The sequence below is a fragment of the Ancylobacter koreensis genome (genome assembly GCF_023016525.1).
Lineage (GTDB): Bacteria > Pseudomonadota > Alphaproteobacteria > Rhizobiales > Xanthobacteraceae > Ancylobacter > Ancylobacter koreensis.
Genome location: NZ_JALKCG010000008.1, coordinates 17,087 through 39,949 on the forward strand (window position 1 = coordinate 17,087; position 22,863 = coordinate 39,949).

Annotated in this window: 25 protein-coding genes; 12 read left to right on the top strand and 13 right to left on the bottom strand. The window is 68.4% G+C overall.

What is annotated here, in order from left to right:
* Positions 1-17: 17 nt before the first annotated feature.
* From MWN33_RS16365 to MWN33_RS16375, 3 genes are all read left to right on the top strand, one after another.
* On the top strand, positions 18-1,292 hold the full coding sequence (locus tag MWN33_RS16365) for a CaiB/BaiF CoA transferase family protein (RefSeq protein WP_281493826.1): 1,275 nt from the start codon (positions 18-20) through the stop codon (positions 1,290-1,292).
* Entirely contained in the window at positions 1,289-2,098 is an 810-nt protein-coding gene (locus MWN33_RS16370) for an enoyl-CoA hydratase/isomerase family protein (protein ID WP_247202114.1), read from the top strand. The genes MWN33_RS16365 and MWN33_RS16370 overlap by 4 nt, the downstream gene beginning before the upstream one ends.
* 205 nt (positions 2,099-2,303) lie before the next feature.
* Positions 2,304-3,425, top strand: coding sequence for an SMP-30/gluconolactonase/LRE family protein (locus MWN33_RS16375; RefSeq protein ID WP_247202115.1), 1,122 nt, complete (start codon positions 2,304-2,306; stop codon positions 3,423-3,425).
* A gap of 131 nt (positions 3,426-3,556) precedes the next feature.
* Here MWN33_RS16375 and MWN33_RS16380 read toward each other — a convergent pair whose 3' ends face one another.
* From MWN33_RS16380 to MWN33_RS16400, 5 genes are all read right to left on the bottom strand, one after another.
* Positions 3,557-4,582 (bottom strand): amino acid ABC transporter substrate-binding protein, encoded by a 1,026-nt coding sequence (locus MWN33_RS16380; protein ID WP_247202116.1) that lies wholly within the window; start codon positions 4,580-4,582, stop codon positions 3,557-3,559.
* Between the two features lie 26 nt (positions 4,583-4,608).
* On the bottom strand, positions 4,609-5,226 hold the full coding sequence (locus tag MWN33_RS16385) for a L,D-transpeptidase (protein WP_247202117.1): 618 nt from the start codon (positions 5,224-5,226) through the stop codon (positions 4,609-4,611).
* Positions 5,227-5,384: 158 nt separating this feature from the next.
* Positions 5,385-6,710: a xylose isomerase gene (gene xylA, locus MWN33_RS16390; protein ID WP_247202118.1), complete on the bottom strand. Its 1,326-nt coding sequence runs from the start codon at positions 6,708-6,710 to the stop codon at positions 5,385-5,387.
* A complete protein-coding gene (gene xylB, locus MWN33_RS16395) occupies positions 6,707-8,164 on the bottom strand; it encodes a xylulokinase (RefSeq protein WP_247202119.1) in 1,458 nt (485 codons plus the stop codon). The genes xylA and xylB overlap by 4 nt, the downstream gene beginning before the upstream one ends.
* A gap of 35 nt (positions 8,165-8,199) precedes the next feature.
* On the bottom strand, positions 8,200-9,237 hold the full coding sequence (locus MWN33_RS16400; RefSeq protein WP_247202120.1) for a LacI family DNA-binding transcriptional regulator: 1,038 nt from the start codon (positions 9,235-9,237) through the stop codon (positions 8,200-8,202).
* A gap of 278 nt (positions 9,238-9,515) precedes the next feature.
* Between MWN33_RS16400 and xylF the strand changes: the two genes are divergently transcribed.
* From xylF to MWN33_RS16440, 8 genes are all read left to right on the top strand, one after another.
* Positions 9,516-10,556, top strand: coding sequence for a D-xylose ABC transporter substrate-binding protein (xylF, locus tag MWN33_RS16405; RefSeq protein WP_425532018.1), 1,041 nt, complete (start codon positions 9,516-9,518; stop codon positions 10,554-10,556).
* An 85-nt stretch (positions 10,557-10,641) separates the two neighbouring features.
* Positions 10,642-11,982 carry a sugar ABC transporter permease gene (locus MWN33_RS16410; protein ID WP_247202121.1) on the top strand — a complete coding sequence of 447 codons (1,341 nt, stop codon included), beginning with the start codon at positions 10,642-10,644 and terminating at the stop codon, positions 11,980-11,982.
* A 92-nt stretch (positions 11,983-12,074) separates the two neighbouring features.
* A complete protein-coding gene (locus MWN33_RS16415) occupies positions 12,075-12,824 on the top strand; it encodes an ATP-binding cassette domain-containing protein (RefSeq protein ID WP_247202276.1) in 750 nt (249 codons plus the stop codon).
* A gap of 128 nt (positions 12,825-12,952) precedes the next feature.
* Entirely contained in the window at positions 12,953-13,363 is a 411-nt protein-coding gene (locus MWN33_RS16420) for a hypothetical protein (RefSeq protein ID WP_247202122.1), read from the top strand.
* 81 nt (positions 13,364-13,444) lie between these two features.
* A complete protein-coding gene (locus MWN33_RS16425) occupies positions 13,445-13,996 on the top strand; it encodes a copper chaperone PCu(A)C (RefSeq protein ID WP_247202123.1) in 552 nt (183 codons plus the stop codon).
* Between the two features lie 93 nt (positions 13,997-14,089).
* On the top strand, positions 14,090-15,463 hold the full coding sequence (locus MWN33_RS16430) for a PepSY-associated TM helix domain-containing protein (protein ID WP_247202124.1): 1,374 nt from the start codon (positions 14,090-14,092) through the stop codon (positions 15,461-15,463).
* A gap of 66 nt (positions 15,464-15,529) precedes the next feature.
* Positions 15,530-15,940 carry a winged helix-turn-helix domain-containing protein gene (locus MWN33_RS16435; protein ID WP_247202125.1) on the top strand — a complete coding sequence of 137 codons (411 nt, stop codon included), beginning with the start codon at positions 15,530-15,532 and terminating at the stop codon, positions 15,938-15,940.
* Positions 15,941-16,012: 72 nt separating this feature from the next.
* Positions 16,013-16,207, top strand: a complete 195-nt coding sequence (locus tag MWN33_RS16440) for a hypothetical protein (protein WP_247202126.1) — start codon at positions 16,013-16,015, stop codon at positions 16,205-16,207.
* Between the two features lie 3 nt (positions 16,208-16,210).
* Here the strand turns inward: MWN33_RS16440 and modC are convergent, their stop codons facing one another.
* From modC to MWN33_RS16480, 8 genes are all read right to left on the bottom strand, one after another.
* On the bottom strand, positions 16,211-17,317 hold the full coding sequence (modC, locus tag MWN33_RS16445; RefSeq protein WP_247202127.1) for a molybdenum ABC transporter ATP-binding protein: 1,107 nt from the start codon (positions 17,315-17,317) through the stop codon (positions 16,211-16,213).
* 8 nt (positions 17,318-17,325) lie between these two features.
* Positions 17,326-18,015, bottom strand: coding sequence for a molybdate ABC transporter permease subunit (gene modB / locus MWN33_RS16450; RefSeq protein WP_247202128.1), 690 nt, complete (start codon positions 18,013-18,015; stop codon positions 17,326-17,328).
* Between the two features lie 139 nt (positions 18,016-18,154).
* On the bottom strand, positions 18,155-18,952 hold the full coding sequence (modA, locus tag MWN33_RS16455; RefSeq protein WP_247202129.1) for a molybdate ABC transporter substrate-binding protein: 798 nt from the start codon (positions 18,950-18,952) through the stop codon (positions 18,155-18,157).
* A 176-nt stretch (positions 18,953-19,128) separates the two neighbouring features.
* The gene (locus MWN33_RS16460) at positions 19,129-19,572 is read right to left on the bottom strand and encodes a c-type cytochrome (RefSeq protein WP_247202130.1); all 444 of its coding nucleotides are present in this window, start codon (positions 19,570-19,572) and stop codon (positions 19,129-19,131) included.
* The gene (locus tag MWN33_RS16465) at positions 19,533-19,763 is read right to left on the bottom strand and encodes a YqaE/Pmp3 family membrane protein (protein ID WP_247202131.1); all 231 of its coding nucleotides are present in this window, start codon (positions 19,761-19,763) and stop codon (positions 19,533-19,535) included. The genes MWN33_RS16460 and MWN33_RS16465 overlap by 40 nt, the downstream gene beginning before the upstream one ends.
* A 24-nt stretch (positions 19,764-19,787) precedes the next feature.
* Positions 19,788-21,365, bottom strand: a complete 1,578-nt coding sequence (locus MWN33_RS16470; RefSeq protein ID WP_247202132.1) for a GMC oxidoreductase — start codon at positions 21,363-21,365, stop codon at positions 19,788-19,790.
* A 21-nt stretch (positions 21,366-21,386) separates the two neighbouring features.
* Positions 21,387-21,752: a hypothetical protein gene (locus tag MWN33_RS16475; protein ID WP_247202133.1), complete on the bottom strand. Its 366-nt coding sequence runs from the start codon at positions 21,750-21,752 to the stop codon at positions 21,387-21,389.
* 298 nt (positions 21,753-22,050) lie between these two features.
* The gene (locus MWN33_RS16480; RefSeq protein ID WP_247202134.1) at positions 22,051-22,290 is read right to left on the bottom strand and encodes a hypothetical protein; all 240 of its coding nucleotides are present in this window, start codon (positions 22,288-22,290) and stop codon (positions 22,051-22,053) included.
* 238 nt (positions 22,291-22,528) lie between these two features.
* Here MWN33_RS16480 and MWN33_RS16485 point away from each other — a divergent pair, with 238 nt between their 5' ends.
* Entirely contained in the window at positions 22,529-22,831 is a 303-nt protein-coding gene (locus tag MWN33_RS16485; RefSeq protein WP_247202135.1) for a hypothetical protein, read from the top strand.
* Positions 22,832-22,863: the final 32 nt, after the last annotated feature.

Sequence of the window (22,863 nt, forward strand, 5' to 3'; positions counted from 1 at the left end):
GAAAGGGTTCGACACCGATGAGCGACGTTCTTGACCATGCACCGGGCAATCCCGCCGCCACGCCGCAGCGCGAGGCCGACACGGCCAAGCCCACCCGCCCGCTTCCCCTCGCCGGCGTGCGCGTGCTCGACGTCAGCCAGGTGATGGCCGGCCCCTATAGCTGCATGCTGCTGGGCGATCTCGGCGCCGACGTCATCAAGATCGAGCCGCCGGGAACCGGCGACCAGACCCGCGGCGCCATGGGCTTCAAGATGAAGGGGCCCGACTCCATGGGCTTCCTCAACATGAACCGCAACAAGCGCTCGGTCGCGGTGAACCTCAAGAGCGAGGCGGGCCGCGAGCTGTTCTACGAGCTGGTGAAGAACGCCGACATCCTGGTCGAGAACTACCGGCCGGGCGTGATGAAGAAGCTCAAATGCGACTATGAGACGGTCGCCAAGTACAATCCGCGCCTCGTCTACGCCTCGATCTCCGGCTTCGGTCAGTCCGGCCCGTGGGCCGGCCGCCCCGGCTTCGACCTGATGGCGCAGGCCATGTCCGGCGTGATGAGCGTCACCGGCCATCCCGGCGGCCCGCCGGTCAAGGCCGGCGTGCCCGTCGCCGACATCGGCTGCGGCCTGTTCGCCACCTATGCCGTGCTCGCCGCCTATATCGGCGCCAAGGCCACCGGCGAGGGCCAGTACATCGACGCCTCGCTGTTCGAGGCGGCGCTCGCCTTCTCGGTGTGGGACATCTCCGAATATTGGGGCCGCGGCACCCAGCCGATCCCGCTCGGCACCGCCAACCGCATGAGCGCGCCCTATCAGGCGGTGAAGTCCAAGGACGGCTATTTCGTCATGGGCGCCACCAACCAGAAGCTCTGGCTTCTGCTGTGCGAGACGCTGGGCCGCAACGAGCTGGTCGAGGATCCGCGCTTCAAGACCAACCCCGACCGCCTCGCCAACCGCGAGGTGCTGATCGAGGAACTGGAGAAGACCTTCGTCACCCGCACGTCGGACGAATGGGTGGAGGCGTTGCTCGGCGTCGGCATTCCTGCCGGCACCATGTACACCTACCCCGAGGCGTTCGAGAGCGAGCACGGCCGCCATCGCGAGATGCGCATCGAGATCGACCACCCGCACGAGGGCAAGGTCTCGAACATCGGCTTCGCGGTGAAGCTCACCGGCACGCCCCAGCAGGTCCGCCTGCACCCGCCTCTGCTCGGCCAGCACACGGACGAAGTGCTCAAGGAGATCGGCCTCGACACGTCGGCCGTCGAGGCCCTCGCCGCCCGCGGAGCCTTCGCGCCATGAACCTCGCCGCCAGCCCCCAGACCCTGAAGCCGGAAGCGGACCAGGGCACGGTCCGCTTTTCCGTCGAGGGCGCGGTCGCCCGTCTCGTCTTCGACCGCCCCTCCGCCCGCAACGCCATGACCTGGCGCATGTATGAGGAAATGGCGGAGGCCCTCGCCCGGATCGCCGCCGATCCGGCGATCCGCGTCGCCGTGCTGCGCGGGGCGGGTGGCAAGGCCTTCATCGCCGGCACGGATATCGAGCAGTTCCGCGCCTTCTCCACGGGGCAGGACGGCATCGCCTATGAGGAGAAGGTCGATCACTATGTGAGCCTGCTGGAACAGGTGCAGGTACCGACCGTTGCGGTGGTCGAGGGCTGGGCGGCGGGCGGGGGCATGGCGCTCGCCAATGCCTGCGACTTCCGCCTCGCCACGCCCGGCGCGCGCTTCGGGGTGCCGATCGCCCGCACGCTGGGCAACTGCCTGTCGGCCTCCAACGTGCAGCGCCTCGTCGCCACGCTCGGCCTCAGCGTGGTGCGGCGCATGCTGCTCGCCGCCGAAATGCCGACCGCCGAGGAGATGCCGACGGGCTATGTGGCGATCCATGCGCCCGACACCATCGACGCGGCGCTGGAGGAACTGTGCGCCCGCATCGCCGGCAACGCCCCGCTCACAGTGCGCGTGACCAAGCAGATGCTGCGCCGCCTCGCCCACGATACCCACGCCCCGGACGCCGATCTCGTGCGCGAAATCTATGGCAGCGCCGATTTTCACGAAGGTGTCGAGGCTTTTCTCGCCAAGCGCACCCCGGAGTGGCGCGGCAGGTAACGATTCCGCCGGCCGTGACCGGCCGGCGGCGTGAGACATCGCACGGGAGCCGGCGAAGCGGCCGGAGAACACGGCCCGCCGCAGGCTCCCGGCAGGTTCGACGAGGAGGTGAAACGCAACGATCCGACGATGACGCCAAACGAAGCCAAGAAAGCAAAACAAAACAGGAATTCGATCCACGAATTCTTTGTCTAGGAGGAAACCGATGATGACCATTGACCGGCGCCGGCTGCTTCTCAGCTCGGCCGCACTGGCGCTTGCGCCCACGCTTGCCAACCTCGTCTCGCGCAGCGCCGCCGCCGCAGGCGCCGACCCGCTCGAGACCATGGCGGAGAGCAAGGACACCCTCTGGAACGGCATCACCATCACCCCGGACGGCCGCAAATTCGTCGCGCTGCCGAACTGGCTCGGCCCCTCGGCCGGCGCCGGCGAGATCGGCAAGGACGGCGTGCTGCGGCCCTGGCCGGGCAATGAGTGGAACGCCTGGAAACCGGAATCCGATCCGACCAAGACGCTGGTCAGCGTCAACGCCGTCCGCCTCAACCCGAAGGGCGACGAGCTCTGGGTCGTCGACTCCGGCGCCCCGCTCGGCGGCAAGCGCCTGCCCGGCGGCTCCAAGCTGGTGGTGTTCGACGTCGCCACCGGCGCGGTGAAGAAGGTCCACGCGCTCGAAGGCATCTTCGAGGAGCCGAACGCCGCCCCCAACGACATCCGCATCCACGGCAACCACGCCTTCGTCTCGGAAAGCGGCGTCGGCTCCATCGTGCTGCTCGACCTGACCACCGACAAGCTGCGCCGCGTGCTGGTCAAGAACCCGCTGCTGGTGATGGACCCGGCCAAGCGGCCGGTAGTCATCGACGGCCAGCCGCTCAAAAACGCCGCCGGCAAGCCGTTCGGCACCAATGCCAACCAGCTCGAAGTCTCCCCGGACGGGCGCTGGTTCTACATCCAGCCGCTCAATGGCGGCATGTCGCGCATCGAGGTGGCGCTGCTCACCGACCCGTCGGCGAGCGAAGCCCAGCTCACCGAGGGGCTGAAGTTCTTCGCCGAGACGCCCCCGCTCAGCGGCACGGCGATCGACGCGAAGGGCAATCTGTACCTCAACTCGGTCAACGACCGCTCGATCAAGAAGCTGACGCCGGAGGGAACCCTCTCCACCGTGCTGAGCGACCCGCGTCTGCGCTGGGCCGACGCGCCGTGGATCACCCCCGACGGCTATCTCTGGCTGCCCATCGCGCAGCTCGGCTGGACGCCGATGCTTAACGGCGGCACCTCGAAGCTGGAATGGCCCTCCCCGCTCTACCGCATGCGGCTTCCCGCGGCGTGACATCCGGCCGGCGCCCCTCCGGGCCAGCGCCGGCCCACTCTCTCCCCTCGAGGAGCAACTGAAAAAGCCGGCGATCCCTTCCAGGATCGCCGGCTTATTTTCGTTCAGGCCCGCGAATGGCCGGCGAAAGCTCAGCGGATCGGCGGGGCGTACTGGATGCCGCCGACGCTCCACAGCTGGTTGATGCCGCGCGGAATGCCGAGCGTCGACTGCGCGCCGATGTTGCGCTCGAAGACCTCGCCGTAATTGCCGACATTCTTCACGATGCGCACCGCCCAGTCCTTGGACAGTCCGAGCTGCTCGCCATAGGCGCCGTCCGTGCCGACGAAGCGCTTCACGTCCGGCTTTTCCGACTTCATCGCCTGAACGAGGGTTTCGGTGCTGATGCCCAGCTCCTCGGCGTTGATGAGCGCGAAGAAGCTCCACTTCACGAGGTTCAGCCACGCGTCGTCGCCCTGCCGCACCACCGGGCCCAGCGGCTCCTTGGAGATGACGTCGGGCAGCACGATGTGGTCGGCGGGCTTGGGAAGCTGGAGGCGCAGCGCATAGAGCTGCGACACGTCGGTCGTCAGCACGTCGCACTTGCCGTCGGCATAGGCCTTCACGACCTCGGCGACGGTCGGCAGCTGGATCAGCTCCAGCTCCATCTTGTTCTGCTTGAAGTAGTCCTGGACGTTGAGCGCGCTCGTCGTGCCGCTCTGGGTGCAGACCTTGGACTTGTCGAGCTCCAGCGCGCCGTCGACCTTCTTGGCCACCGGCACGAGGAAGCCCTGCCCGTCATAATAGGACACGGCGGCGAACAGCAGCTTCAGGTCCGCCTCGCGCGACAGCGTCCAGGTGGAGTTGCGCGAGAGCAGATCGACCTCGCCCTTCTGCAGCGCCGGGAAGCGCGCATCGGCGGAGAGCGGCACATACTCCACCTTCGCGGGGTCGTCGAAGATGGCGGCCGCGACGGCGCGGCAGAAGTCGACGTCGAAGCCCGCCCACTGTCCCTTGTCGTCCTTGGCCGAGAAGCCGGCCAGCCCCTGGCTGACGCCGCATTTCAGCGTGCCGCGCGCCTTCACGTCGTCGAGCGTGCCGGCATGGGCCACGTTCGCGGTGGCGACGGCGCCGGTCAGGGCGCCGGCGAAGGCCAGCGCGGTTGCGATCCTGTTCATGTTTCCCCCCGTCGGGCCTGGGCGCGTCACAGCTCGGGCGCCTGCCGGATGATGACCTTGGTTCCCACGGGAACGCGGTTGAAGAGATCCTGCACGTCGGAATTCACCAGCCGGAAGCAGCCGGAGGAGATCGCCATGCCGATGGTGTTCGGCATGTTGGTGCCGTGGATGCGGTAGACGGTGGAGCCGAGATAGAGCGCGGCGGCGCCCATCGGGTTGCCCGGCCCGCCCGCCATGAAGCGCGGCAGATAGGGCTGGCGCTCGATCATCTCGGGCGGCGGGGTCCAGTCCGGCCACTCGGCCTTGCGGCTGACCTTCTGCAGGCCCGCCCACTGGAAGCCGTCGCGCCCGACGCCGATGCCGTAGCGCAGCGCCCGGTTGTCGCCCTGCACGAGATACAGGAAGCGCTCATTGGTGTGGATGATGATGGTGCCCGGCGGCTCGTTGGTGCGGAAATACACCGGCTGCCGGCGGAAAGCGGGGTCGAGGTTCTCCTCGTCCGGCGTCGGCACGTAGCCCGGCTTCTCGGGCACGTCGACGATCTGGTTGCCGAGGCTCGCCTGCGGACGCAGCTGCGCGTCGGCGGCGGAAATCGACAGGACGGCCGCGGCGGCCAGCGCCGCACCCAACATGCGAACACGCATTTCCACACTTCCCTCTCAAGGCATCGGCGCCGCCTGCGCATGCGGCTGCCGATTCACGGGTCGCTCCCGCCGGGGATCGAACGGGGGAAATGCCACCAAGTCAATTGCAGTATGATGAAATCGGCGCCGGCCGTTCCGCCGGCGCCGAACGTCAGACCTCAGCGCAGATAGCTGGAGACGAGCGCTTCCAGCCGCTCCTGCCGGCCTGAACGCGGCTGCGGATCGAGGTTCTCGGCCTCGACGCGGGCGGCGATGGCCTCCAGCGAGGAGCCCTTGTCGAGCAGCGCCCGGCCCGCCGGGGCGTCCCAGCCGGCATAGCGCGCATCGACCGCCTTCTGCAGCGCGCCGTCCTCGATCATGTCGGCGGCGATCAGCAGGGCGCGGGCGCACACGTCCATCGCGCTCGCATGGGCGAGCACGAGGTCTTCCGGCTCGATCGACTGGCGGCGGATCTTGGCGTCGAAATTGAGCCCGCCCGTAGTGAAGCCCCCGGCGCGCAGGATCTCGTACATGGCGAGCGCAGTATCCTCGACATTGGTCGGGAACTGGTCAGTGTCCCAGCCGGACTGGGCGTCGCCCTTGTTCATGTCGATAGAACCGAAGATGCCGAGCGCCGCCGCCATGGCGATCTCGTGCTCGAAGCTGTGGCCGGCCAGCGTGGCGTGGTTCGCCTCGATATTGACCTTCACTTCCTTCTCAAGCCCGGCGCGGGCGAGCAGGCCGTACACGGTGCCGACGTCGAAGTCGTACTGGTGCTTGGTCGGCTCCTGCGGCTTCGGCTCGATGAGGATCGTGCCCTTGAAGCCGATCTTGTGCTTGTGCTCGACCACGAGATTGAGGAAGCGGCCCATCTGGTCGAGCTCGCGCTTCAGGTCGGTGTTGAGCAGCGTCTCGTAGCCCTCGCGGCCGCCCCACAGCACGTAGTTCTCGCCGCCGAGCTCATGGGTGATCTCCAGCACGTTCTTCACCTGCGCGGCGGCGAAGGCGAACACGTCCGGATCGGGGTTGGTCGCCGCGCCGGCCATGAAGCGCCGGTTGGAGAAGAGGTTGGCGGTGCCCCACAGCAGGCGCACCTTCTCGCTTTCCATCTTCTTCGCGAAGATGTCGGCGATGGCGCGCACATTGGCGTTGGATTCCTTCAGGCTCGCGCCTTCCGGGGCAATGTCCCGGTCGTGGAAGGCGAAGTACGGCACGTCGAGGATGCGGAACAGGTCGAAGGCGACGTCCGCCTTGGCGCGGGCAAGCGCCATCTCGTCGGCGCCGTGCATCCACGGGCGCAGGAAGGTCTCGCCGCCGAACGGGTCGCCGCCGGGCCAGGTGAAGCTGTGCCAGTAGGCGACGGCGAAGCGCAGATGGTCCTCCATCCGCTTGCCGAGCACCACCCGGTCCTTGTCGTACCAGCGGAAGGAGAAGGGATCGCGGCTCTCCGGGCCGGCATATTTCAGCGGCTCGGTGGAGGCGAAGAAACGGGCGGATGCAGTCATGACGTCACTCCCTTCAGGGCGGGGTACAGCGCCCGGTAGAGCGCGTGCCGTTCCGCATAGGCATGTTGAAGTTCAGGGTCCGGCAGGATGGTTTCGAGCCGGCGCGGCGGCAGGCAGATCGCCGCCGGGCTTTCGCCGGTCGCCGCCATGCGGGCGAGGCGCGCGGCACCGAAGGCCCCGCCCCGTTCGCCGTCCTCGATCCGGTTGAGCGGCAGGCCGAGCACGCTCGCCAGCACGGCGATCCAGAAGCGCGAGCGCGAGCCCCCGCCGATGACGTCGGCCTCTTCCAGCCGCGTGCCAGCGGCGGAGAGCGCATCGAGGCAGTCGCGGAAGGCGAAGGCGACGCCTTCCAGCACCGCCTGTGTCAGCACCTCACGCGAGGTGTCGTGGTCGAGACCGATGAAGGCGCCGCGAATGGCGGTGTCGTTGTGCGGCGTGCGCTCGCCGGAAAGATAGGGCAGGAAGGTCGCCGTGGAGGGCGCGGCGGGCCGCTCGCCGAGCGGCGCCAGAAGGTCGGCCGGCGTCGCCTTGGCCGCGCCCGACCACCAGCCGAGCGCCGAGGCGGCCGAGAGGATGACGCCCATCTGGTGCCAGGTGGCGGGGATGGCGTGGCAGAAGGCGTGCACGCTCGATTGCGGGTTGGGCGCGTAGCGGTCGGTGGTCGCCCACAGCACGCCCGAGGTGCCGAGCGAGACGAAGGCGTTCCCCGCATGGATCGCCCCGAGCCCGACGGCGCCGGCGGCGTTGTCGCCCGCCCCGCCCGCCAGCACCGGCGGGCTCGCCATGCCCCAGCGGGCCGCGAGATCGGCATGGATACGCCCGGCCGCCGCGCTGCCTTCGACCAGACGGGGCATATGGGCGCGGGTGAGATAGGTCGCCTCCAGCGCCGCGTCCGACCAGTCGCGCGCGCCGACATCGAGCCAGAGCGTGCCGGAGGCGTCGGACATCTCCTCCACCATCTCGCCGGTCAGCCGGTAGCCGACATAGGCCTTGGGCAGCAGCACCTTGGCGGTACGGGCGAAGATCTCCGGCTCGTGCTTCCTCACCCACAGCAGCTTGGGCGCGGTGAAACCGGGGAAGGCCAAGTTGCCGGCAACCGCGTGGAGCGCGGGAAAGCGCTCCTCCAGCTCGCGGCACTCGGCGGAGGCGCGCCCGTCATTCCACAGGATCGCCGGGCGCAGCACCTCGCCGGCCGTGTCGAGAAGCACGGCGCCATGCATCTGGCCGGACAGGCCGATGCCGCGCACGGCGGACAGGGCGGCGGGGTGATCAACCTTCAGCCGGTCGATGCTGCCCAGCGTCGCCTGCCACCAGTCTTCCGGGTTCTGCTCGCTGAAGCCGGGATGCGGACGCGAGATCGCCAGCGGCGTCTCGGCGGTGGCGACGACGTTCTGGTCGCCGTCGACCAGCACCGCCTTGATGGCGGAGGTTCCGATATCGAGGCCGAGAAACATGCCTCACGCCCTTTCGGCAGCACGGTTTGGGGAGGTCACGGCAGGTTGTCCCGCACGAAGATGTCGATGCGGATGCGCTCCTGCTCGTCGAGCAGCGGCTCGCCGGAGCAGCGGGCCAGCAGGACACGGGCCGCCGAGCGCGACTGGTGCCCGGCGTCCTGGTTGATCACCGCGTCCATCACCCCGCGCAACAGGAAGCGGCGCGTGTCGTCGGTGAGGTCGTGGCCGATGAAGATGAGGTCGCCGGCGCGGTTGGCGGCGGAGACCGCCGCGGCTATGCCGCGATTGCCGGCCCCGACATTGTAGAGGCCGACGAGATCGGGCTCCTCGCGCAGCATCCGGGTGACGATCGCCTCGGTGCGCTCGTCCTCGTCGAGGCTCTCCTGCACCGGCAGCACGCGCAGCGCCGGATATTCGCCGGCCAGCACCTGGGTGAAGCCGAACTGGCGCTCGGCATGGTCGCGCAGCGCCGGCGTGCCGACGATCAGCCCCACCGCGCCGCGCCGCCCGCCGGCGAAACGGCCCAGCAGGGTGGCGGCGGTGCGCCCGGCGGCGATGTTGTCGATGCCGACATAATGCAGGCGGTGCGAGGACGGCACGTCCGACACCAGCGTCACCACCGCGACGCCCGAGGCGGTGAGGTCGTCGATCGCGGCGCGCACGCGCGGATGGTCGAGCGCCACCACGGCGACGCCGTCATAATGGCCGATCAGCCCTTCCAGCGCCGCCGCCAGCGTCTCGGGGGCGAACACGTCGACGCGCAGCGTGTCGATGTAGGCGTTGTTGGAGGCGAGCCAGCTCGCCGTGTTCGCCACCTGCTCGGCCAGCATGCGCATGAACACGTTGGCGCCGACCGGCAGCACGAAGCACAGGCGGTAGGTCTCGCCCCGCGCGAGGCGGGCGGCGGCGAGGTTCGGGCGGTAGCCGAGGCGCGCCACCGCGTCCCGCACGCGCTCGGCGGTGATGCCGCGCACGCCGGTGCGCCCATTGAGCACGCGGTCGGCGGTGGCGAGCGACACGCCAGCCTCCCGGGCCACGTCTTGCAGGGTTATGCGCGAAACACCTCTGGACATGTCGCCATGTTGCCCTCAAAATCTGAGGTACGCAACTCATCGAATGAGGCGATTGCCTGAAGCAAATATCAGGGGCATAGATTCTCACGATTTGTTACGTTGACGGTCATCGGCGCGCTGGCCGAGGTGTCTGGAGGAATGTCGGCCGGTCGCGGCCGATCCTGAATCTGATGGATCTCGGTGCTTCTGAGGTTCGAACGTCAAGAACGACCGCCGCCGCGCGCGACCGGAGCGCCAAGCCGAGCGGCAAGCCTATCGCACCCCCTTGGGAGGAAAGCATGAATCTGAAACTGACTGTCACCGCCGCCGCCTTCGCCACCGTCATGGCGGCCGGCGTCGCCCATGCCGCCGAACCGGTGGTGGGCGTGAGCTGGTCGAACTTCCAGGAAGAGCGCTGGAAGACCGACGAGGCCGCGATCAAGAAGGCGCTCGCCGCCGCCGGCGCCAAGTACATTTCGGCCGACGCCCAGTCCTCGGCGGCCAAGCAGCTCTCCGACGTCGAGGCGCTGATCGCCCAGGGCGCCACGGCCCTCATCATCCTGGCGCAGGATTCGGACGCCATCGCCCCGGCCATCGCCAAGGCGCAGAACGAAGGCATCCCGGTCGTCGGCTATGACCGGCTGATCGAGAATCCCTATGCCTACTACATCACCTTCGACAACAAGGAAGTCGGCCGCATCCAGGCCGCCGAGGTGATGAAGGTGAAGCCGAAGGGCAACTACATCTTCATCAAGGGCTCGGCCTCCGACCCGAACGCCGACTTCCTGTTCTCCGGCCAGATGGAGACGCTGAAGGCGGCGATCGACAAGGGCGACATCAAGAATGTCGGCGAGGCCTATACCGACAGCTGGCTGCCGGCCAACGCCCAGCGCAACACCGAGCAGTTCCTGACCGCCAACAACAACAAGGTCGACGCCGTCGTCGCCTCCAATGACGGCACCGCCGGCGGCGCCATCGCCGCGCTCGCCGCCCAGGGCCTCGCCGGCTCGGTGCCGGTGTCCGGCCAGGACGCCGACTTCGCCGCGCTGAACCGCGTCGCGCTCGGCACCCAGACCGTCTCGGTGTGGAAGGATTCCCGCGAGCTCGGCCAGCGCGCGGCGGAGATCGCCCTCGACCTCGCCAAGGGCACCGATCCCAAGGCGGTGAAGGGCACCACCACCTTCACCGGCGGCCCGAAGAAGGTGCCGATGAACTCCACCTTCCTCAAGCCGGTCCCGATCACCAAGGACAATCTCGACGTGATCATCGAGGCTGGCTGGGTGCCGAAGGCCACGGTCTGCCAGGGCGTGAAGCCGGGCACGGTCAAGGCCTGCAACTGATCGAGCACAACCGCGGCGGGGCCCAACCCCGCCGCCCGCCCATGAGCGCGCCCGCGGAACCGACGCGGGCCGCAGGAGGACGCACATGACCGACACCACGACGGCCACGCCAGCCACCCCGGCCAGCACCCCGGCTCCGTCATCCCGGCCGCAGGGCGGGGCGCCCTCGGCGCCGACCTCCTTCTTCGGCGCGCTCGAAATCGACATGCGCTTCATGGGCATGCTTGGCGCGCTGGCGGTCATCTGGATCGTGTTCGACGTCCTCGCCGGCGGCACCTTCCTCACCGCCCGCAACCTGTGGAACCTCTCGGTCCAGAGCTCCTCCATCGCGGTCATGTCGACCGGCATGGTGCTGGTGATCGTGATGCGCCACATCGACCTGTCGGTGGGCTCCATCCTCGGCGTCACCGGCATGGCGATGGCGGTGTTCCAGGTTGGCACGCTGATGCCGGCCTTCGGCTTCAACCATCCCGCCGTCTTCGTGCTGACGCTCGCCCTCGGCATCGGGCTGGGCGCCGCCATCGGCGCGCTGCACGGCTTCGTCATCGCCTATCTCGGCGTGCCGGCCTTCATCGTCACGCTGGGCGGCCTGCTGGTCTGGCGCGGCGCCGCCTGGGCGGTGGCCGAGGGCAAGACGATCCCGCTCGTCGACGACAATTTCAAGCTGCTCGGCGGCGGCGCCAACGGCTCGATCGGCGCCGAATGGAGCTGGATCATCGCTGCCATCGCCTGCATCGCCATCGCGGTCGCCGCCGTTCAGGCGCGCCGCCAGCGCCAGCGCTTCCACTTCCCGCTCAAGCCGATGTGGGCGGAGTTCGTCACCGTCGCCGCCGGCTGCGCCGCCGTCGTCGCCGCGACGCTGATCGTCAATGCCTACACGCTGCCGCCCGTCCTCGCCCGCCGCTATGCCGAGGCCGCCGGCCTCGACGTGCCGCCGGAAGGCATCTCGATCAGCTTCGGCTTCGCCGTGCCCGTGCTTGTGGCGGTCGCCGTCGGCATCGTGATGACCTTCGTCACCACCCGCACCCGCTTCGGCCGCTACGTCTTCGCCATCGGCGGCAACCCGGAGGCGGCCGATCTCGCCGGCATCAACACCAAGCGCATCACCCTCGCCGTCTTCGCGCTGATGGGCGCGCTTGCCGCCATCGGCGCCGCCATCTCCACCGCCCGCCTGAACTCGGCGACCAACGCGCAGGGCACGCTCGACGAGCTCTATGTGATCGCCGCGGCGGTCATCGGCGGCACCTCGCTCTCCGGCGGCTCGGGCACCATCGCCGGCGCCATGGTCGGCGCGCTGGTGATGCAGAGCCTGCAGTCGGGCATGGTGCTGATGCGCGTCGACACGCCCTACCAGAACATCGTGGTCGGCATCGTACTGGTCTTCGCGGTGTGGATCGACACCGTCTACCGCAAGCGCTTCAAGTGAGAGGTGAGGTCATGAACGCTGTCACGGCCGAAGCCGCCGCTCCCGTCGCCAATCCCGGCGCTTCCCGCATCTCCGGCACGCCGCTGGTCGAGATGCGCGACATCTGCATCGCCTTCGGCGGCATCCGCGCCGTCGACGGGGTGAGCGTCGATCTTTATCCCGGCGAGGTCGTCGGCCTGCTTGGCCACAATGGCGCGGGCAAGTCGACGCTGATCAAGATCCTCGCCGGCGCCTACAAGCCGGATGCCGGCGAGATCCGCATCAACGGCGAGAAGGCCGAGATCGCCAATCCGCGCGACGCCAAGCGCTACGGCATCGAGACGATCTATCAGACGCTCGCCCTCGCCGACAACGTCGACGCCGCCGCCAACCTGTTCCTCGGCCGCGAGCTGCGCACCGCCTGGGGCACGCTGGACGACGTGGCGATGGAGGCGGCCACCCGCGAGGTGATGGGCCGGCTCAACCCGAACTTCCGCAAGTTCAAGGAGCCGGTGCGCGGCCTCTCCGGCGGCCAGCGCCAGTCTGTCGCCATCGCCCGCGCCATCCACTTCAACGCCCGCATCCTCATCATGGACGAGCCGACCGCCGCGCTCGGCCCGCAGGAGACCGCGCAGGTGGCCGAGCTGATCAAGCAGCTCAAGGCCGAGGGCATCGGCATCTTCCTCATCAGCCACGACATCCACGACGTCTTCGACCTCGCGGACCGGGTGAGCGTGATGAAGAACGGCAAGCTGGTCGGCACCGCCCGCACCTCGGACGTCACCAAGGACGAGGTGCTGGGCATGATCATCCTCGGCAAGAGCCCGCCCGGCGCCGCTGCCGGCCCCGGCGCCTCGGTCTGAACGGCGACGCGACCTGAACGGCGACGCGACCTGAGAACCTGGATGGCCGGGTCAGCCCGGCCAGCGGCGCCGTGCCGCTGTTCCGTGCATGCCCGTGCCGTGCTAGATCGCGATACGAGGATGCACCGATGACGACCGAGGACAGGCACCCGGCCCGGCCGACGCCCGCGACGGCCCTTCGCCGCGCGGCGATGGCGCTTGCCGTCGCCTATCTCCTCGTCCTTCAGGCGATCCTCGGCGGAATGGCGGGCGGTGCCCATGCCGCTGCCGGCATCGCGCTCGACCCGTTCGGGCAGGTCATCTGCGCCAATAGCGCCGGCGGACCCACCTCCCCCGCCGACCCGGCCCATCACGCACCGGACTGCTGCACCACCGGCTGCCAGACCTCTGCCGGCGCGGGCCTGCCCCCGCCGGTCGCCGCCGCGCCTGCCCTACCGGTCGGGCAGGCGCTTGGCCGCGCGCCGCTGCCGCGCGCGCGCGTGCTCGCCCTCCAGCCCGAGCGCACGCCGCGCCACACCCGCGCCCCTCCCCTCGCCTGACGCCGCCTCACCGCGTCTCATCACGTCAGTCGATTTCGCCGGCCACGCCGCTGCGCGCCCGCCGGCCACGGGAGTGAACCCATGATCCGCTTTTTCCTGAAGCACGCGCTTCGCCGCGCCGAAGACCGCATCGGCTTCGCCATCCTCGCCGCCGCCCTCGTCCTGTTCGCTGCCCAGCCCGTGCTCGCGCACGGTTTCAAGGTTGGCGAGATCGAGATCGGCCATCCCTGGTCGCGGGTGACGCCGGCCGGCGCCAAGGTCGCCGGCGGCTACCTGTCCCTGCACAATGAGGGCAAGGAGGCGGACACCCTCGTCTCCGCCACCGTCGAGATCGCCGAGAAGGCCGAAATCCACGAAATGTCGGTGAAGGATGGCGTGATGACGATGCGCCAGCTCGCAAACGGCATCGAGATTCCCGCCGGCGGCGAGGTGAAGCTTGCGCCGGGCGGCTTCCACCTGATGCTCATGGGCCTGAAGCAGCCGCTGAAGGAAGGCGAGACCTTCAAGGGTACGCTCACCTTCGCCAAGGCCGGCACGGTCGACGTCGTGTTCAAGGTCGAGGGCATGGCCGGGCCGAAGGACGCCCCGGCGGCGGACGCGCACAGCCACGAGCACGGCGCCCCCGCCAACTGATCCGCGCACGCGCCGCCTGATCCCGGCCGCCGGCTGACGGCGGCCGGACGACGGCGCACATCCAGACACACCCTTTTTCCGGAAACGATTCCGATGAGCGATACCGCCATGTCCGCCGCCGGGGCCGCCGAGCCCGCCGCGGGTCTCGACCGCGCCGCCAGCCTCTACCGCGCCGTGTGGCGCTGGCATTTCTATGCCGGCCTTCTGGTGCTGCCCTTCATGATCCTGCTCGCCGTCACCGGCGGGCTGTACCTGTTCCGCGACGAGATCGACGACCTCTGGCACCGCCCGCTGAAAGTCGTCGAGGCGCGCGCCACGCCGGTGGAAGCGCCGAGCGCGTGGATCGACGCCGCGCTCAAGGCCCGCCCCGGCACGGCGCTCAAGATCATCGCCCCGGCCGATTCCACCGCCTCCGCCGAGGTCGTGATCAAGACCGCCGAGGGTACGCGCCGCTCGGTCTATGTCGACCCTTATGATTCCCGCGTGCTCGGCGAATTGCCGGACCGCGGCACCATCATGTGGCTGATGCGCCGGTTGCACAGCCTCGCCGAGTTCGGCACCTACGCCAATGCGATCATCGAGATCGTCGGCGGCTGGTCGATCCTGTTGGTCGGCACCGGCTTCTATCTCTGGTGGCCGCGCAAGCAGAGCGGCGGCGTGATGAGCGTGCGCGGCACGCCGCGCAAGCGCGTGCTCTGGCGCGACCTGCACGCCGTCACCGGCGCGGTGGCCGGCATCGTCATCGCCTTCATGTCGCTGTCGGGCATGCCGTGGTCGCTCGTCTGGGGCGAGAAGGTCAATGAGTGGGCCAACGGTACCAATTACGGCTATCCCGCCGGCGTCTATGTCGACGTGCCGATGTCCGACGAGCACCTCCACCATGCCAACGGCCCGACCACCTGGTCGCTGGAGCAGGCGCAGATGCCGGAATCGACGGGCTCCGGCACGCCGATCGGCATCGACGCGGCGGCGGCGGCCGTCGAGCGGCTCGGCATCTCGCCGGGCTATACGCTCAGCCTGCCAGGCGGGGCGAGCGGCGTCTATTCGGCGACGGTCTATCCCGACGACCTCTCGAAGCAGCGGGTGATCCATCTCGACCAGTACACCGGCAAGCCGCTGATCGACATGAGCTATGCCGATTACGGGCCCGCCGCCAAGGCGATGGAATGGGGCATCAATTTCCACATGGGCCAGGAATTCGGCCTCGCCAACCAGCTCTTCCTGCTCGCGGTCTGCCTCGCCATCATCCTCATGTCGGTCTCGGCCGGGGTGATGTGGTGGAAGCGGCGACCTAAAGGCTCGCTTGGCGTGCCGCCGGCGCCGGCGGACCGCTCGGTCATGTGGGGGCTGATCGCCATCATGGCGGCGGTCGGGCTCGTGTTCCCCCTCGTCGGGGCTTCGCTCGTCGTCATGCTGGCGCTCGACCTCGCCTTCGGATGGCGGCGCACGCGGCTGCGGACAGCCTGATCGCGTCGCCTCCGGCGGGTTCCAGCCGCGCGCCTCTTCCCCTAACATCGCGGCGGGGAGAGGCGCGTGGCGAATCCATCTATGGAGACCGAGGAGAAGGACGAAGCACCCGCGCAAGCCCCGCGCGACGGGCTGTTCATCCGCGTCTATTTCGGCGACGGCCGCCATCTCGGCCCCGGCATGATCGACCTGCTGGAGACCATACGCCGCGAACGCTCGATCCTCTCCGCTGCCAAGAAAATGGGCATGAGCTACCGCCGGGCCTGGCTGCTGGTCGACGAAATCGGCCGCAATTTCCGCGAACCGGTGGTCGAGACCCATCCCGGCCGGCGCGGCCATGGCAGCGAGCTCACACCCTTCGGCGAACGGCTGATCGCGCTCTACCGCTCCATCGAGCGCGACAGCGCCCTCGCGAGCCGCGAGGCGGTGGACGAACTGCGCGCCGCCCTCGCCCCGCCGGGGACGACGCGCGGCTAGCCGCGCCCCGGTAGCGGGGAACCTTGCGGGCGCTGGCGGGTTGTCGGCGGACACACTCCCGCGCGAGGCGCCATGCAGACCCTCATCGTCGTCATCCTCATCCTCGTGGTGCTCAGCATCACCGGCTTCTTCGGCCACCGCGCCGGCGGCGTGCGCGGCATCATCGTCGCGCTGGTGATCGCGCTGCTCATCCTCGCGGTGGTCGGCTTCGTCAGCGACGAGTGGGCGGTCGGCCCCGGCGTCGCGCCGATCTCCACCCCGCCCTGAGGTCTAGGAGTTCGGCCCGCCGAAGCCGGCATGGCGGCTGTCCACCGCCACGCTCTTCACCATCGCCCAAACAGGAAGTCCGGGCCGTAGCCCCAGCCGCTCCACGCTCTCGCGCGTGACCGTGGAGGAGAGCCTGCCCTCGCCGAGCGCGAGCGTCACATCGGCATAGGGCCCTTCCTGCAGCCGCACCTCTTCCACGGATGCGGGGAAGAGGTTCAGCATGGAGACGTCCTGCGGCTTCGACAGCGCCAGCGCGACGTCGCGCGAGCGTACCCGCGCGCGCACCGGCGCGCCGACCGGCAGATCGACCTGCGGCACGCGCAGCGTACCGCCGGGAAAGGCGAGATCGGAGAGCGCGTAGTCGCCATCGTGCCGGGCCACCACGCAGTCGAGCACGCGCCCGATGTCGAGCCGGCCGATCACCGGCACCACCTCGGGCAGCGCCATCACCTCGCCGACCGTGCCGAACGCCACCTGCCGGCCCTCGCGCAACACAGCGATGCGGTCGGCCAGACGCATCACCTCGTCGACCGAATGGCTGACATAGAGCACCGGTAGCCCCATCTCGCCGCGCAGCCGTTCGACATAGGGCAGGATTTCAGCCTTGCGCGCCTCATCGAGCGCAGCGAGCGGCTCGTCCATCAAGAGCAGGCGCGGCTGCGCCAGCAGGGCCCGGCCGATGGCGACGCGCTGGCGCTCGCCGCCGGACAGCGTGTGCGGCCGGCGCGCGAGCAGATGGCCGATGCCGAGCAACTCGACCACCGCGTCGAAGCCGATGCGGCGCGCGACGATGCGCGCACGCCGCTCGCCATAGCGCAGATTGCCCTCCACCGTGAGGTGCGGGAACAGCCGCGCGTCCTGGAACACATAGCCGGTGCGCCGCGCCTCGATGGGCAGGTCGATGCCGCGTTCGGAATCGAAGAACACCTCGCCCTCCACCGCGATGCGCCCGGCGTCGGGCCGCACCACGCCGGCCACCGCCTGGATGATGGTGGTCTTGCCCGCGCCCGAGCGGCCGAACAGCGCCGTGATGCCCGAGCCCGGCGTCGCGAAGCACGCCTCCAGCGCGAAGCCGCCCGGCCGGGCGAGGCGGATATCGATCTCGATCATGCCGCCCCTCACGCCCGCCCGAGCAGGGCGCGGATGCGCCGGTCGACGAGGCTCGCCAGCAGCAGCGCGCCCAGCGCGAGCAGGATGGAGACCACGGTCAGCCGCAGCGCCATCGCGTCGCCGTCCGGCATGTGGGTGGCGCTGTAGATGGCCAGCGGGATGGTGCGGGTCTGGCCCTCGATATTGGAGACGAAGGTGATGGTGGCGCCGAACTCGCCCAGTGCCGAGGCGATGGCGAGCAACGCGCCGGAGAGGATGCCTGGCAGCATCAGCGGCAGCGTCACCGAGAAGAACACGTCGATGCGCGAGGCGCCGAGCGTGCGTGCCGCCACCTCCAGCCCCCGGTCGACCGCCTCCAGCGCGAGGCGGATGGCATTGACGGTGAGCGGGAAGCTCACCACGGCTGCGGCCACCGTCGCGCCCGCCGTGGTGAAGATCAGCTTTATGCCGAACCAGGCGTCGAGATACTGCCCGATGAAGCCGCGCGCGCCGAGGCTGATGAGCAGGAGATAGCCGACCACCACCTTGGGCAGCACCAGCGGCAGGTAGACGAGGCCGTCGAGAAGCCCGCGTCCGGGGAAGCGTCCGCGCGCCAGCAGCCACGCCGTGGCGACGGCAACCGGCAGGCTCCAGAAGGTGGCCCAGAAGGCGACCTTGAGGCTCAGCAGGACGGCGGTCCATTCCTCGGGAGTGAGCATGCGTTTGTTTCCACCGGCGTCATCCCGGACGCGCGGAACGCGCGATCCGGGATCGGACGCCATTCTGGAAGCGATCCCGGCTCTGCGCTACGCTTCGGCCGGGATGATGTCGTGACGGACGGTCTGAATTTTCAGACGCTCACTTCACCACGAAGCCGTACTTCGCGTACACCGCCTTGGCCTCGGGACCCGTCAGGAAGTCGAAGAACGCCTTCGTCGCGGGCGTGTCCTGGCCCTTCACAATCTCGAACGGGTACTCGACCGGCGGGTGGCTGTCGGCCGGGAAGGTGGCGATCACCTTCACATTCTTCGCGATGGCCGCGTCGGTGGAATAGACGATGCCGGCGGCGGCCTCGCCACGCTCGACGAGCGCCAGTGCCGCGCGCACGCTCTCGGCGCCGACGATGCGCTCGCGCAGCTTGTCCCACTGGCCGAGAGTGGTCAGCGCGGTCTTGGCGTAGATGCCGATCGGCACGCTGTCGGTGAGGCCGGTGGCGATCTTGCCGTCGGCGCCGAGGAAGGCGAGCCAGTCGAACGATTTGTCGATGGTCACGTCCTTCGCCTTGTCGGCCGGAGCGATCAGCACGAGGCTGTTGCCGATGGGGGTGACGCGGGTCGCCTTGAGGGTCAGGTCCCGGCCCTCGGCGTAGTCCATCCACTTGTTGTCGGCGGAGGCGAAGATGGCGGCGGGCGCCCCGGCCTCAAGCTGCTTTGCGAGCGCCGAGGAGGCGGCGAAGGAGAAGGTCACGTCCTTGCCGGTCTTCTCCTTGTAGAGCTTGCCGATGTCCTGAAAGGCATTGGTCAGGCTGGCGGCGGCAAACACCGTCGGCGCGGCCTCCTGCGCACGCAGGCCGGCAGGCGCGAGGGCGGTGCCAACTAGCGCGGCGAAGGCGACCAGCGCCGAGGCGCGGCTCAGGAATTGACGACGAGACGACATGGCGCGGCTCCCTCTTTCGTATATCCGCTGATATACATGTATCCGTCCATATACATGAATACCCGGTGGATGCCAGAGGTGATCCGCGCGGCGTGGCTGGGGGCGGACCGGCAGCCCTCAGGCCGCCTCGTGGCGGCTCGTGCGAGGAGATTGCGATGGGCCTGTCGAGCCCATCATCAGTCGAGGGAGCGCAGATAGGCCACGATGTCGGAAGCCTCCTGCGGACTCAGCGGGCTCAGCGCCATCTTGGTACCCGGCACGACCCCGACCGGATTCTGGATAAAGCTGGCGAGTTGCTCCGGCGCCCAGCTTATGCCGGACGCTTTGAGGGCCGGCGAGTAGTCATAACCGGGGTAGCCGCCGGCCTTTCGGCCGATGACCCCCAGCAGCGGCGGGCCAATGCCTTCGCTTCGGCTCTTCAGACTGTGACAGGGCGAGCAATTGACCGCCAGCTTTTCGCCGCGCGCCACGGCCTGCCGGTCGGGCTCCGGCTCGCCGCCACATGCCGCGAGAGCCAGCCCGAGTGTTCCGAACGCCAGGAATTTTCGCACGACGGTTTGCCCCAAATAAAAGTAGCCGGTCAGGAGGCCGTCGCACGGCGCCGGCACAACAGTGTGCATGCGAAGGCATGAAGAATGGCGAGGATGAATAACGCCAGCCCCGGTCCGGCAAACAGCCCGAAGAAGACGGCTAGCGCAAGCAGCGTGAGCGCGATGCTGGCGTACAGAGACAAGCCCACGCCGCACACGAGATAGACTCCCACCGGCGGCAGCACGAGGCTGAACAACATGCCGAGAAGTCGCAACATCATGGAGCCGGTCCGGTAGAAAAGAGTTCAGGCCTGCAGATCGGCCACGATCCGATCCGCCAGCCGGAGGGAGAAACCTATGATCATCATGGTTGGCCCGGAATAGCCCGCCGTGGGGAAGGTTGAACTGCCACCGATGTAGAGATTCGCGACATTGTGAACCCGGCAATCCCCATTGACCACGCCGTCCGCCGGTGTGTCGCTCATGCGGGTTGTGCCTATGTGGTGATAATGCCCGGAGACGCGGCTCTTCACCAGTTCCGGCGTGATCTCCTCGATCTCGGCGCGGCCATACCCCAGCGCGGAGAACTCGTTGACCAGATACTCCTGCCCGCGCCGGAAGCTGTCGATATCATGCTCGTTGATCTGCCAGTCGAGATCGGCGATCGCGCTGCCAAGCGCGTCCTTGCGGTCAGAAATGACGATACGCGAATGGGGATTGGGTGCCTGTTCCAGCCGGTGCTCGAGCTTGTAGTAGCGCGGCAGGGGATAGGGCAGCATGTCCTGATAGGTCGCAGCCTGCGCCGCCACGCCGTGAATGTCACTGAGCACATTGGCGACATCCTTCAGAAACCGGACATCCCCCGGCTCGAAGAGTCCGTAACGAATGTTCCGAACGGACTCGCCGATATCTTCGTCGAAATACACTGGATTGAATCGGCAATAATACTGAAGCAAATTTTCCTTGCGCAGGAAATCATCTTTGAATCCGACATTTAGATTCAGATTGTTCCGTTCCGTAAAGCGCTTGTCGTAGATCAGCGGAAATGTCGGGCTCGGAATGAAGCGGGACGCGAATATATGCGTGTGATCCATGAAATAGCGCCCCACGCACCCGCTCTCATTGCCGATTCCAACGTTCATGACGTCGTTCGACACCAGCAGGAGGCGCGCATTCTCAATGGCGTGGCAGCAGAGCACGGTGATCTTCGCCTTTACCCGAATCTTCCGACCGGTCAGCGTCGCGCAGTCGACCGCCTCCACCCGGCTGCCATCGGCGGCGAGCCGCACATGCACCGCGTTGAGGTGATGATAGACGGTGAGGTTGCCGGTGCTTCCCAGCGGTTCGCGGTAGATCTTCCCCAGCCTGATGTCGCGGGCCACCTGGAAAACCTTGGTCTCCAGCACCTCGGACCGGCCGTCCGCCAGCTCGTCGCTGGAGAGCCCCAGGCTTTCGACAAAGAGCCCGACGTCGAAAAAGTCACCGGAAATGCCCAGGGACTCAGCGGCAGAGCGAATATAGGGCTCTACTTCCTGCGGCGTGACGGGCCATTTCGGCAGGCCCAGAACGGGCCGCCCCTCATAGTCGATGGCGTCGTTGGCCCGGCAGAAGCCGCTCCAGTGGTTCGTCGTTCCGCCGAAATAGCGCAGGCGGCAGGCCGCCAGATTGTAATAGGGAAGGCCGAGCTGGTTCCCGAAATAGAGGCTCTGCGTCTCGCCCTCCAGATCGAAGCCGCCCGCTTCGATCAGAGCCACGCCGCCGATCTTTCTGGAGAGCTCCCGCGCAAGGGTAAGGCCAGCAGCGCCGGCGCCGAAAATGGCGACCGAAGCCTCGATTTCCTCGCCAACCTCCGATCCGCGCGCATCGATGTATCCGGCAGCCATCTGTCCCAAGGTCCCGCAGGTTCACGCCTGCCCGGGCCGGGCAGCGAGCAGGAACAGCACTACCTCGGTGCGGGCGAAACTAACCCCGCCGACCCGTGTGACACGTCCGGAGCGGAAATCGTCGGCAAGCCGGAGCTCCAGCTCTTCGCCGACGACGCCGGCAAGGCCCGCCCGCACGCTGCCGAACCGGCGCAGCAGGAGATTGCCCTCCTCGTCCAGAACCGCAAGCTCGGCAGATGGAAGCTCCAGCCGCACCCGTGCACCCAGCCGCGCCCATGAGGCGCTCGCGAAGTGCGCTTCCCAGCTGCGGGCGGAAGCAGGGGCGCCGACGGCCAGGGTTCCGAGGGAGGAAGCTGCAAGCTTCAGGAACAGACGCCGCTCGATCATCGACTCCCCTGGCGTTCGCGGAACCGCTATCGCACGAGCTGCGGCACGCTTAACTCAACACCGACACGGCGATCGTCGACGCCTGTCACCTTCGGCACCAGCCCGGCGGTCATGCCGAGTGACGTTACGTCGGTGGACCGCTGCCATTCAACCCCTCCCGTTGCCCGAAGGTGTCCTGACAGTCTCCTGCCCACGGCTTTTCGCACCCCAGCCGATACCGTACAAGAATCCCTTCCACTTGCCGTCCGCCATCTTGGCGGGCCGCTATTGGCAGTTCCCAAGGGTACTGGCCTTCGCCTCAGTCGATCATGCCGGTGTGGCGGGCGGTGTCGGCGGCGACCTGTTCGGCGACGCCGACGAGTTCCCAGGCGGGGATGTCGCCGTCCCGGCCGAAGGTGATCTGCGGCCCGCGGCTGACCACGCGGCGCCCGTCACCATCGTGGACGAGCGCGAATTCGTAGATGTGGTGGGCGACGCGATGCATCACGCGCACGGTGGAAGGCGAGAGCGTAACGACGTCGAAGTCGGCATGCGGCATGTTCGTTCCCTCCCTGTCCGGCCCGTCTTGGCGGGCTCCGTGGCCGCTTCGGCGGCTCGATGACATGCCCCAGCGGCATATAGCGTGGGGTATCCCGGAACTTTCGTCCAATCGTCACGTTGGGACAATCGAAATCTGCGTGCGGGCTGGATTTCCGGGGAAAACGGTACCTTCGTGCCGGCCTGGTGCCCGCATGCGTCCCTGCCCGCCTGAGGGCGCCCACCGGGAGACGCGACACATGCGCCGCACCACCCTCATGATCATCGCCGCCATCGTCCTCGTCTTCGCGGCCTATGCGGCCGTTCAGTATTCGGGCCGCATGACGACGCAACCGACCGAGAACCCGACGCCGCCCGCCGCGACCACGCCGGCCGTGCCCCCGGCGGCCGATCCCGTCACGCCGCCCCCGCCGGCGCCCGACACCATGACGCCGCCGCCGGCCGACACGCCCGCGACGCCGGCGCCCGCGACGCCGGAAACGCCCCCGCCGGCCGCTCCGGCCCCCGACGCTCCAGCCCCGGCCGCGCCCACCACGCCGTGACGGGACCTGACCGCCGCGTCCGCCCCACGGGC

What these genes read in the sequence shown, in the direction of transcription:
- MWN33_RS16365 (WP_281493826.1), top strand. Translation starts at nt 18, where the DNA reads ATGAGCGACGTTCTTGACCATGCACCGGGCAATCCCGCCGCCACGCCG.
- MWN33_RS16370 (WP_247202114.1), top strand. Translation starts at nt 1,289, where the DNA reads ATGAACCTCGCCGCCAGCCCCCAGACCCTGAAGCCGGAAGCGGACCAG.
- MWN33_RS16375 (WP_247202115.1), top strand. Translation starts at nt 2,304, where the DNA reads ATGATGACCATTGACCGGCGCCGGCTGCTTCTCAGCTCGGCCGCACTG.
- MWN33_RS16380 (WP_247202116.1), bottom strand. Translation starts at nt 4,582, where the DNA reads ATGAACAGGATCGCAACCGCGCTGGCCTTCGCCGGCGCCCTGACCGGC.
- MWN33_RS16385 (WP_247202117.1), bottom strand. Translation starts at nt 5,226, where the DNA reads ATGCGTGTTCGCATGTTGGGTGCGGCGCTGGCCGCCGCGGCCGTCCTG.
- xylA (WP_247202118.1), bottom strand. Translation starts at nt 6,710, where the DNA reads ATGACTGCATCCGCCCGTTTCTTCGCCTCCACCGAGCCGCTGAAATAT.
- xylB (WP_247202119.1), bottom strand. Translation starts at nt 8,164, where the DNA reads ATGTTTCTCGGCCTCGATATCGGAACCTCCGCCATCAAGGCGGTGCTG.
- MWN33_RS16400 (WP_247202120.1), bottom strand. Translation starts at nt 9,237, where the DNA reads ATGTCCAGAGGTGTTTCGCGCATAACCCTGCAAGACGTGGCCCGGGAG.
- xylF (WP_425532018.1), top strand. Translation starts at nt 9,516, where the DNA reads ATGAATCTGAAACTGACTGTCACCGCCGCCGCCTTCGCCACCGTCATG.
- MWN33_RS16410 (WP_247202121.1), top strand. Translation starts at nt 10,642, where the DNA reads ATGACCGACACCACGACGGCCACGCCAGCCACCCCGGCCAGCACCCCG.
- MWN33_RS16415 (WP_247202276.1), top strand. Translation starts at nt 12,075, where the DNA reads ATGCGCGACATCTGCATCGCCTTCGGCGGCATCCGCGCCGTCGACGGG.
- MWN33_RS16420 (WP_247202122.1), top strand. Translation starts at nt 12,953, where the DNA reads ATGACGACCGAGGACAGGCACCCGGCCCGGCCGACGCCCGCGACGGCC.
- MWN33_RS16425 (WP_247202123.1), top strand. Translation starts at nt 13,445, where the DNA reads ATGATCCGCTTTTTCCTGAAGCACGCGCTTCGCCGCGCCGAAGACCGC.
- MWN33_RS16430 (WP_247202124.1), top strand. Translation starts at nt 14,090, where the DNA reads ATGAGCGATACCGCCATGTCCGCCGCCGGGGCCGCCGAGCCCGCCGCG.
- MWN33_RS16440 (WP_247202126.1), top strand. Translation starts at nt 16,013, where the DNA reads ATGCAGACCCTCATCGTCGTCATCCTCATCCTCGTGGTGCTCAGCATC.
- modC (WP_247202127.1), bottom strand. Translation starts at nt 17,317, where the DNA reads ATGATCGAGATCGATATCCGCCTCGCCCGGCCGGGCGGCTTCGCGCTG.
- modB (WP_247202128.1), bottom strand. Translation starts at nt 18,015, where the DNA reads ATGCTCACTCCCGAGGAATGGACCGCCGTCCTGCTGAGCCTCAAGGTC.
- modA (WP_247202129.1), bottom strand. Translation starts at nt 18,952, where the DNA reads ATGTCGTCTCGTCGTCAATTCCTGAGCCGCGCCTCGGCGCTGGTCGCC.
- MWN33_RS16460 (WP_247202130.1), bottom strand. Translation starts at nt 19,572, where the DNA reads ATGCACACTGTTGTGCCGGCGCCGTGCGACGGCCTCCTGACCGGCTAC.
- MWN33_RS16465 (WP_247202131.1), bottom strand. Translation starts at nt 19,763, where the DNA reads ATGATGTTGCGACTTCTCGGCATGTTGTTCAGCCTCGTGCTGCCGCCG.
- MWN33_RS16470 (WP_247202132.1), bottom strand. Translation starts at nt 21,365, where the DNA reads ATGGCTGCCGGATACATCGATGCGCGCGGATCGGAGGTTGGCGAGGAA.
- MWN33_RS16475 (WP_247202133.1), bottom strand. Translation starts at nt 21,752, where the DNA reads ATGATCGAGCGGCGTCTGTTCCTGAAGCTTGCAGCTTCCTCCCTCGGA.
- MWN33_RS16480 (WP_247202134.1), bottom strand. Translation starts at nt 22,290, where the DNA reads ATGCCGCATGCCGACTTCGACGTCGTTACGCTCTCGCCTTCCACCGTG.
- MWN33_RS16485 (WP_247202135.1), top strand. Translation starts at nt 22,529, where the DNA reads ATGCGCCGCACCACCCTCATGATCATCGCCGCCATCGTCCTCGTCTTC.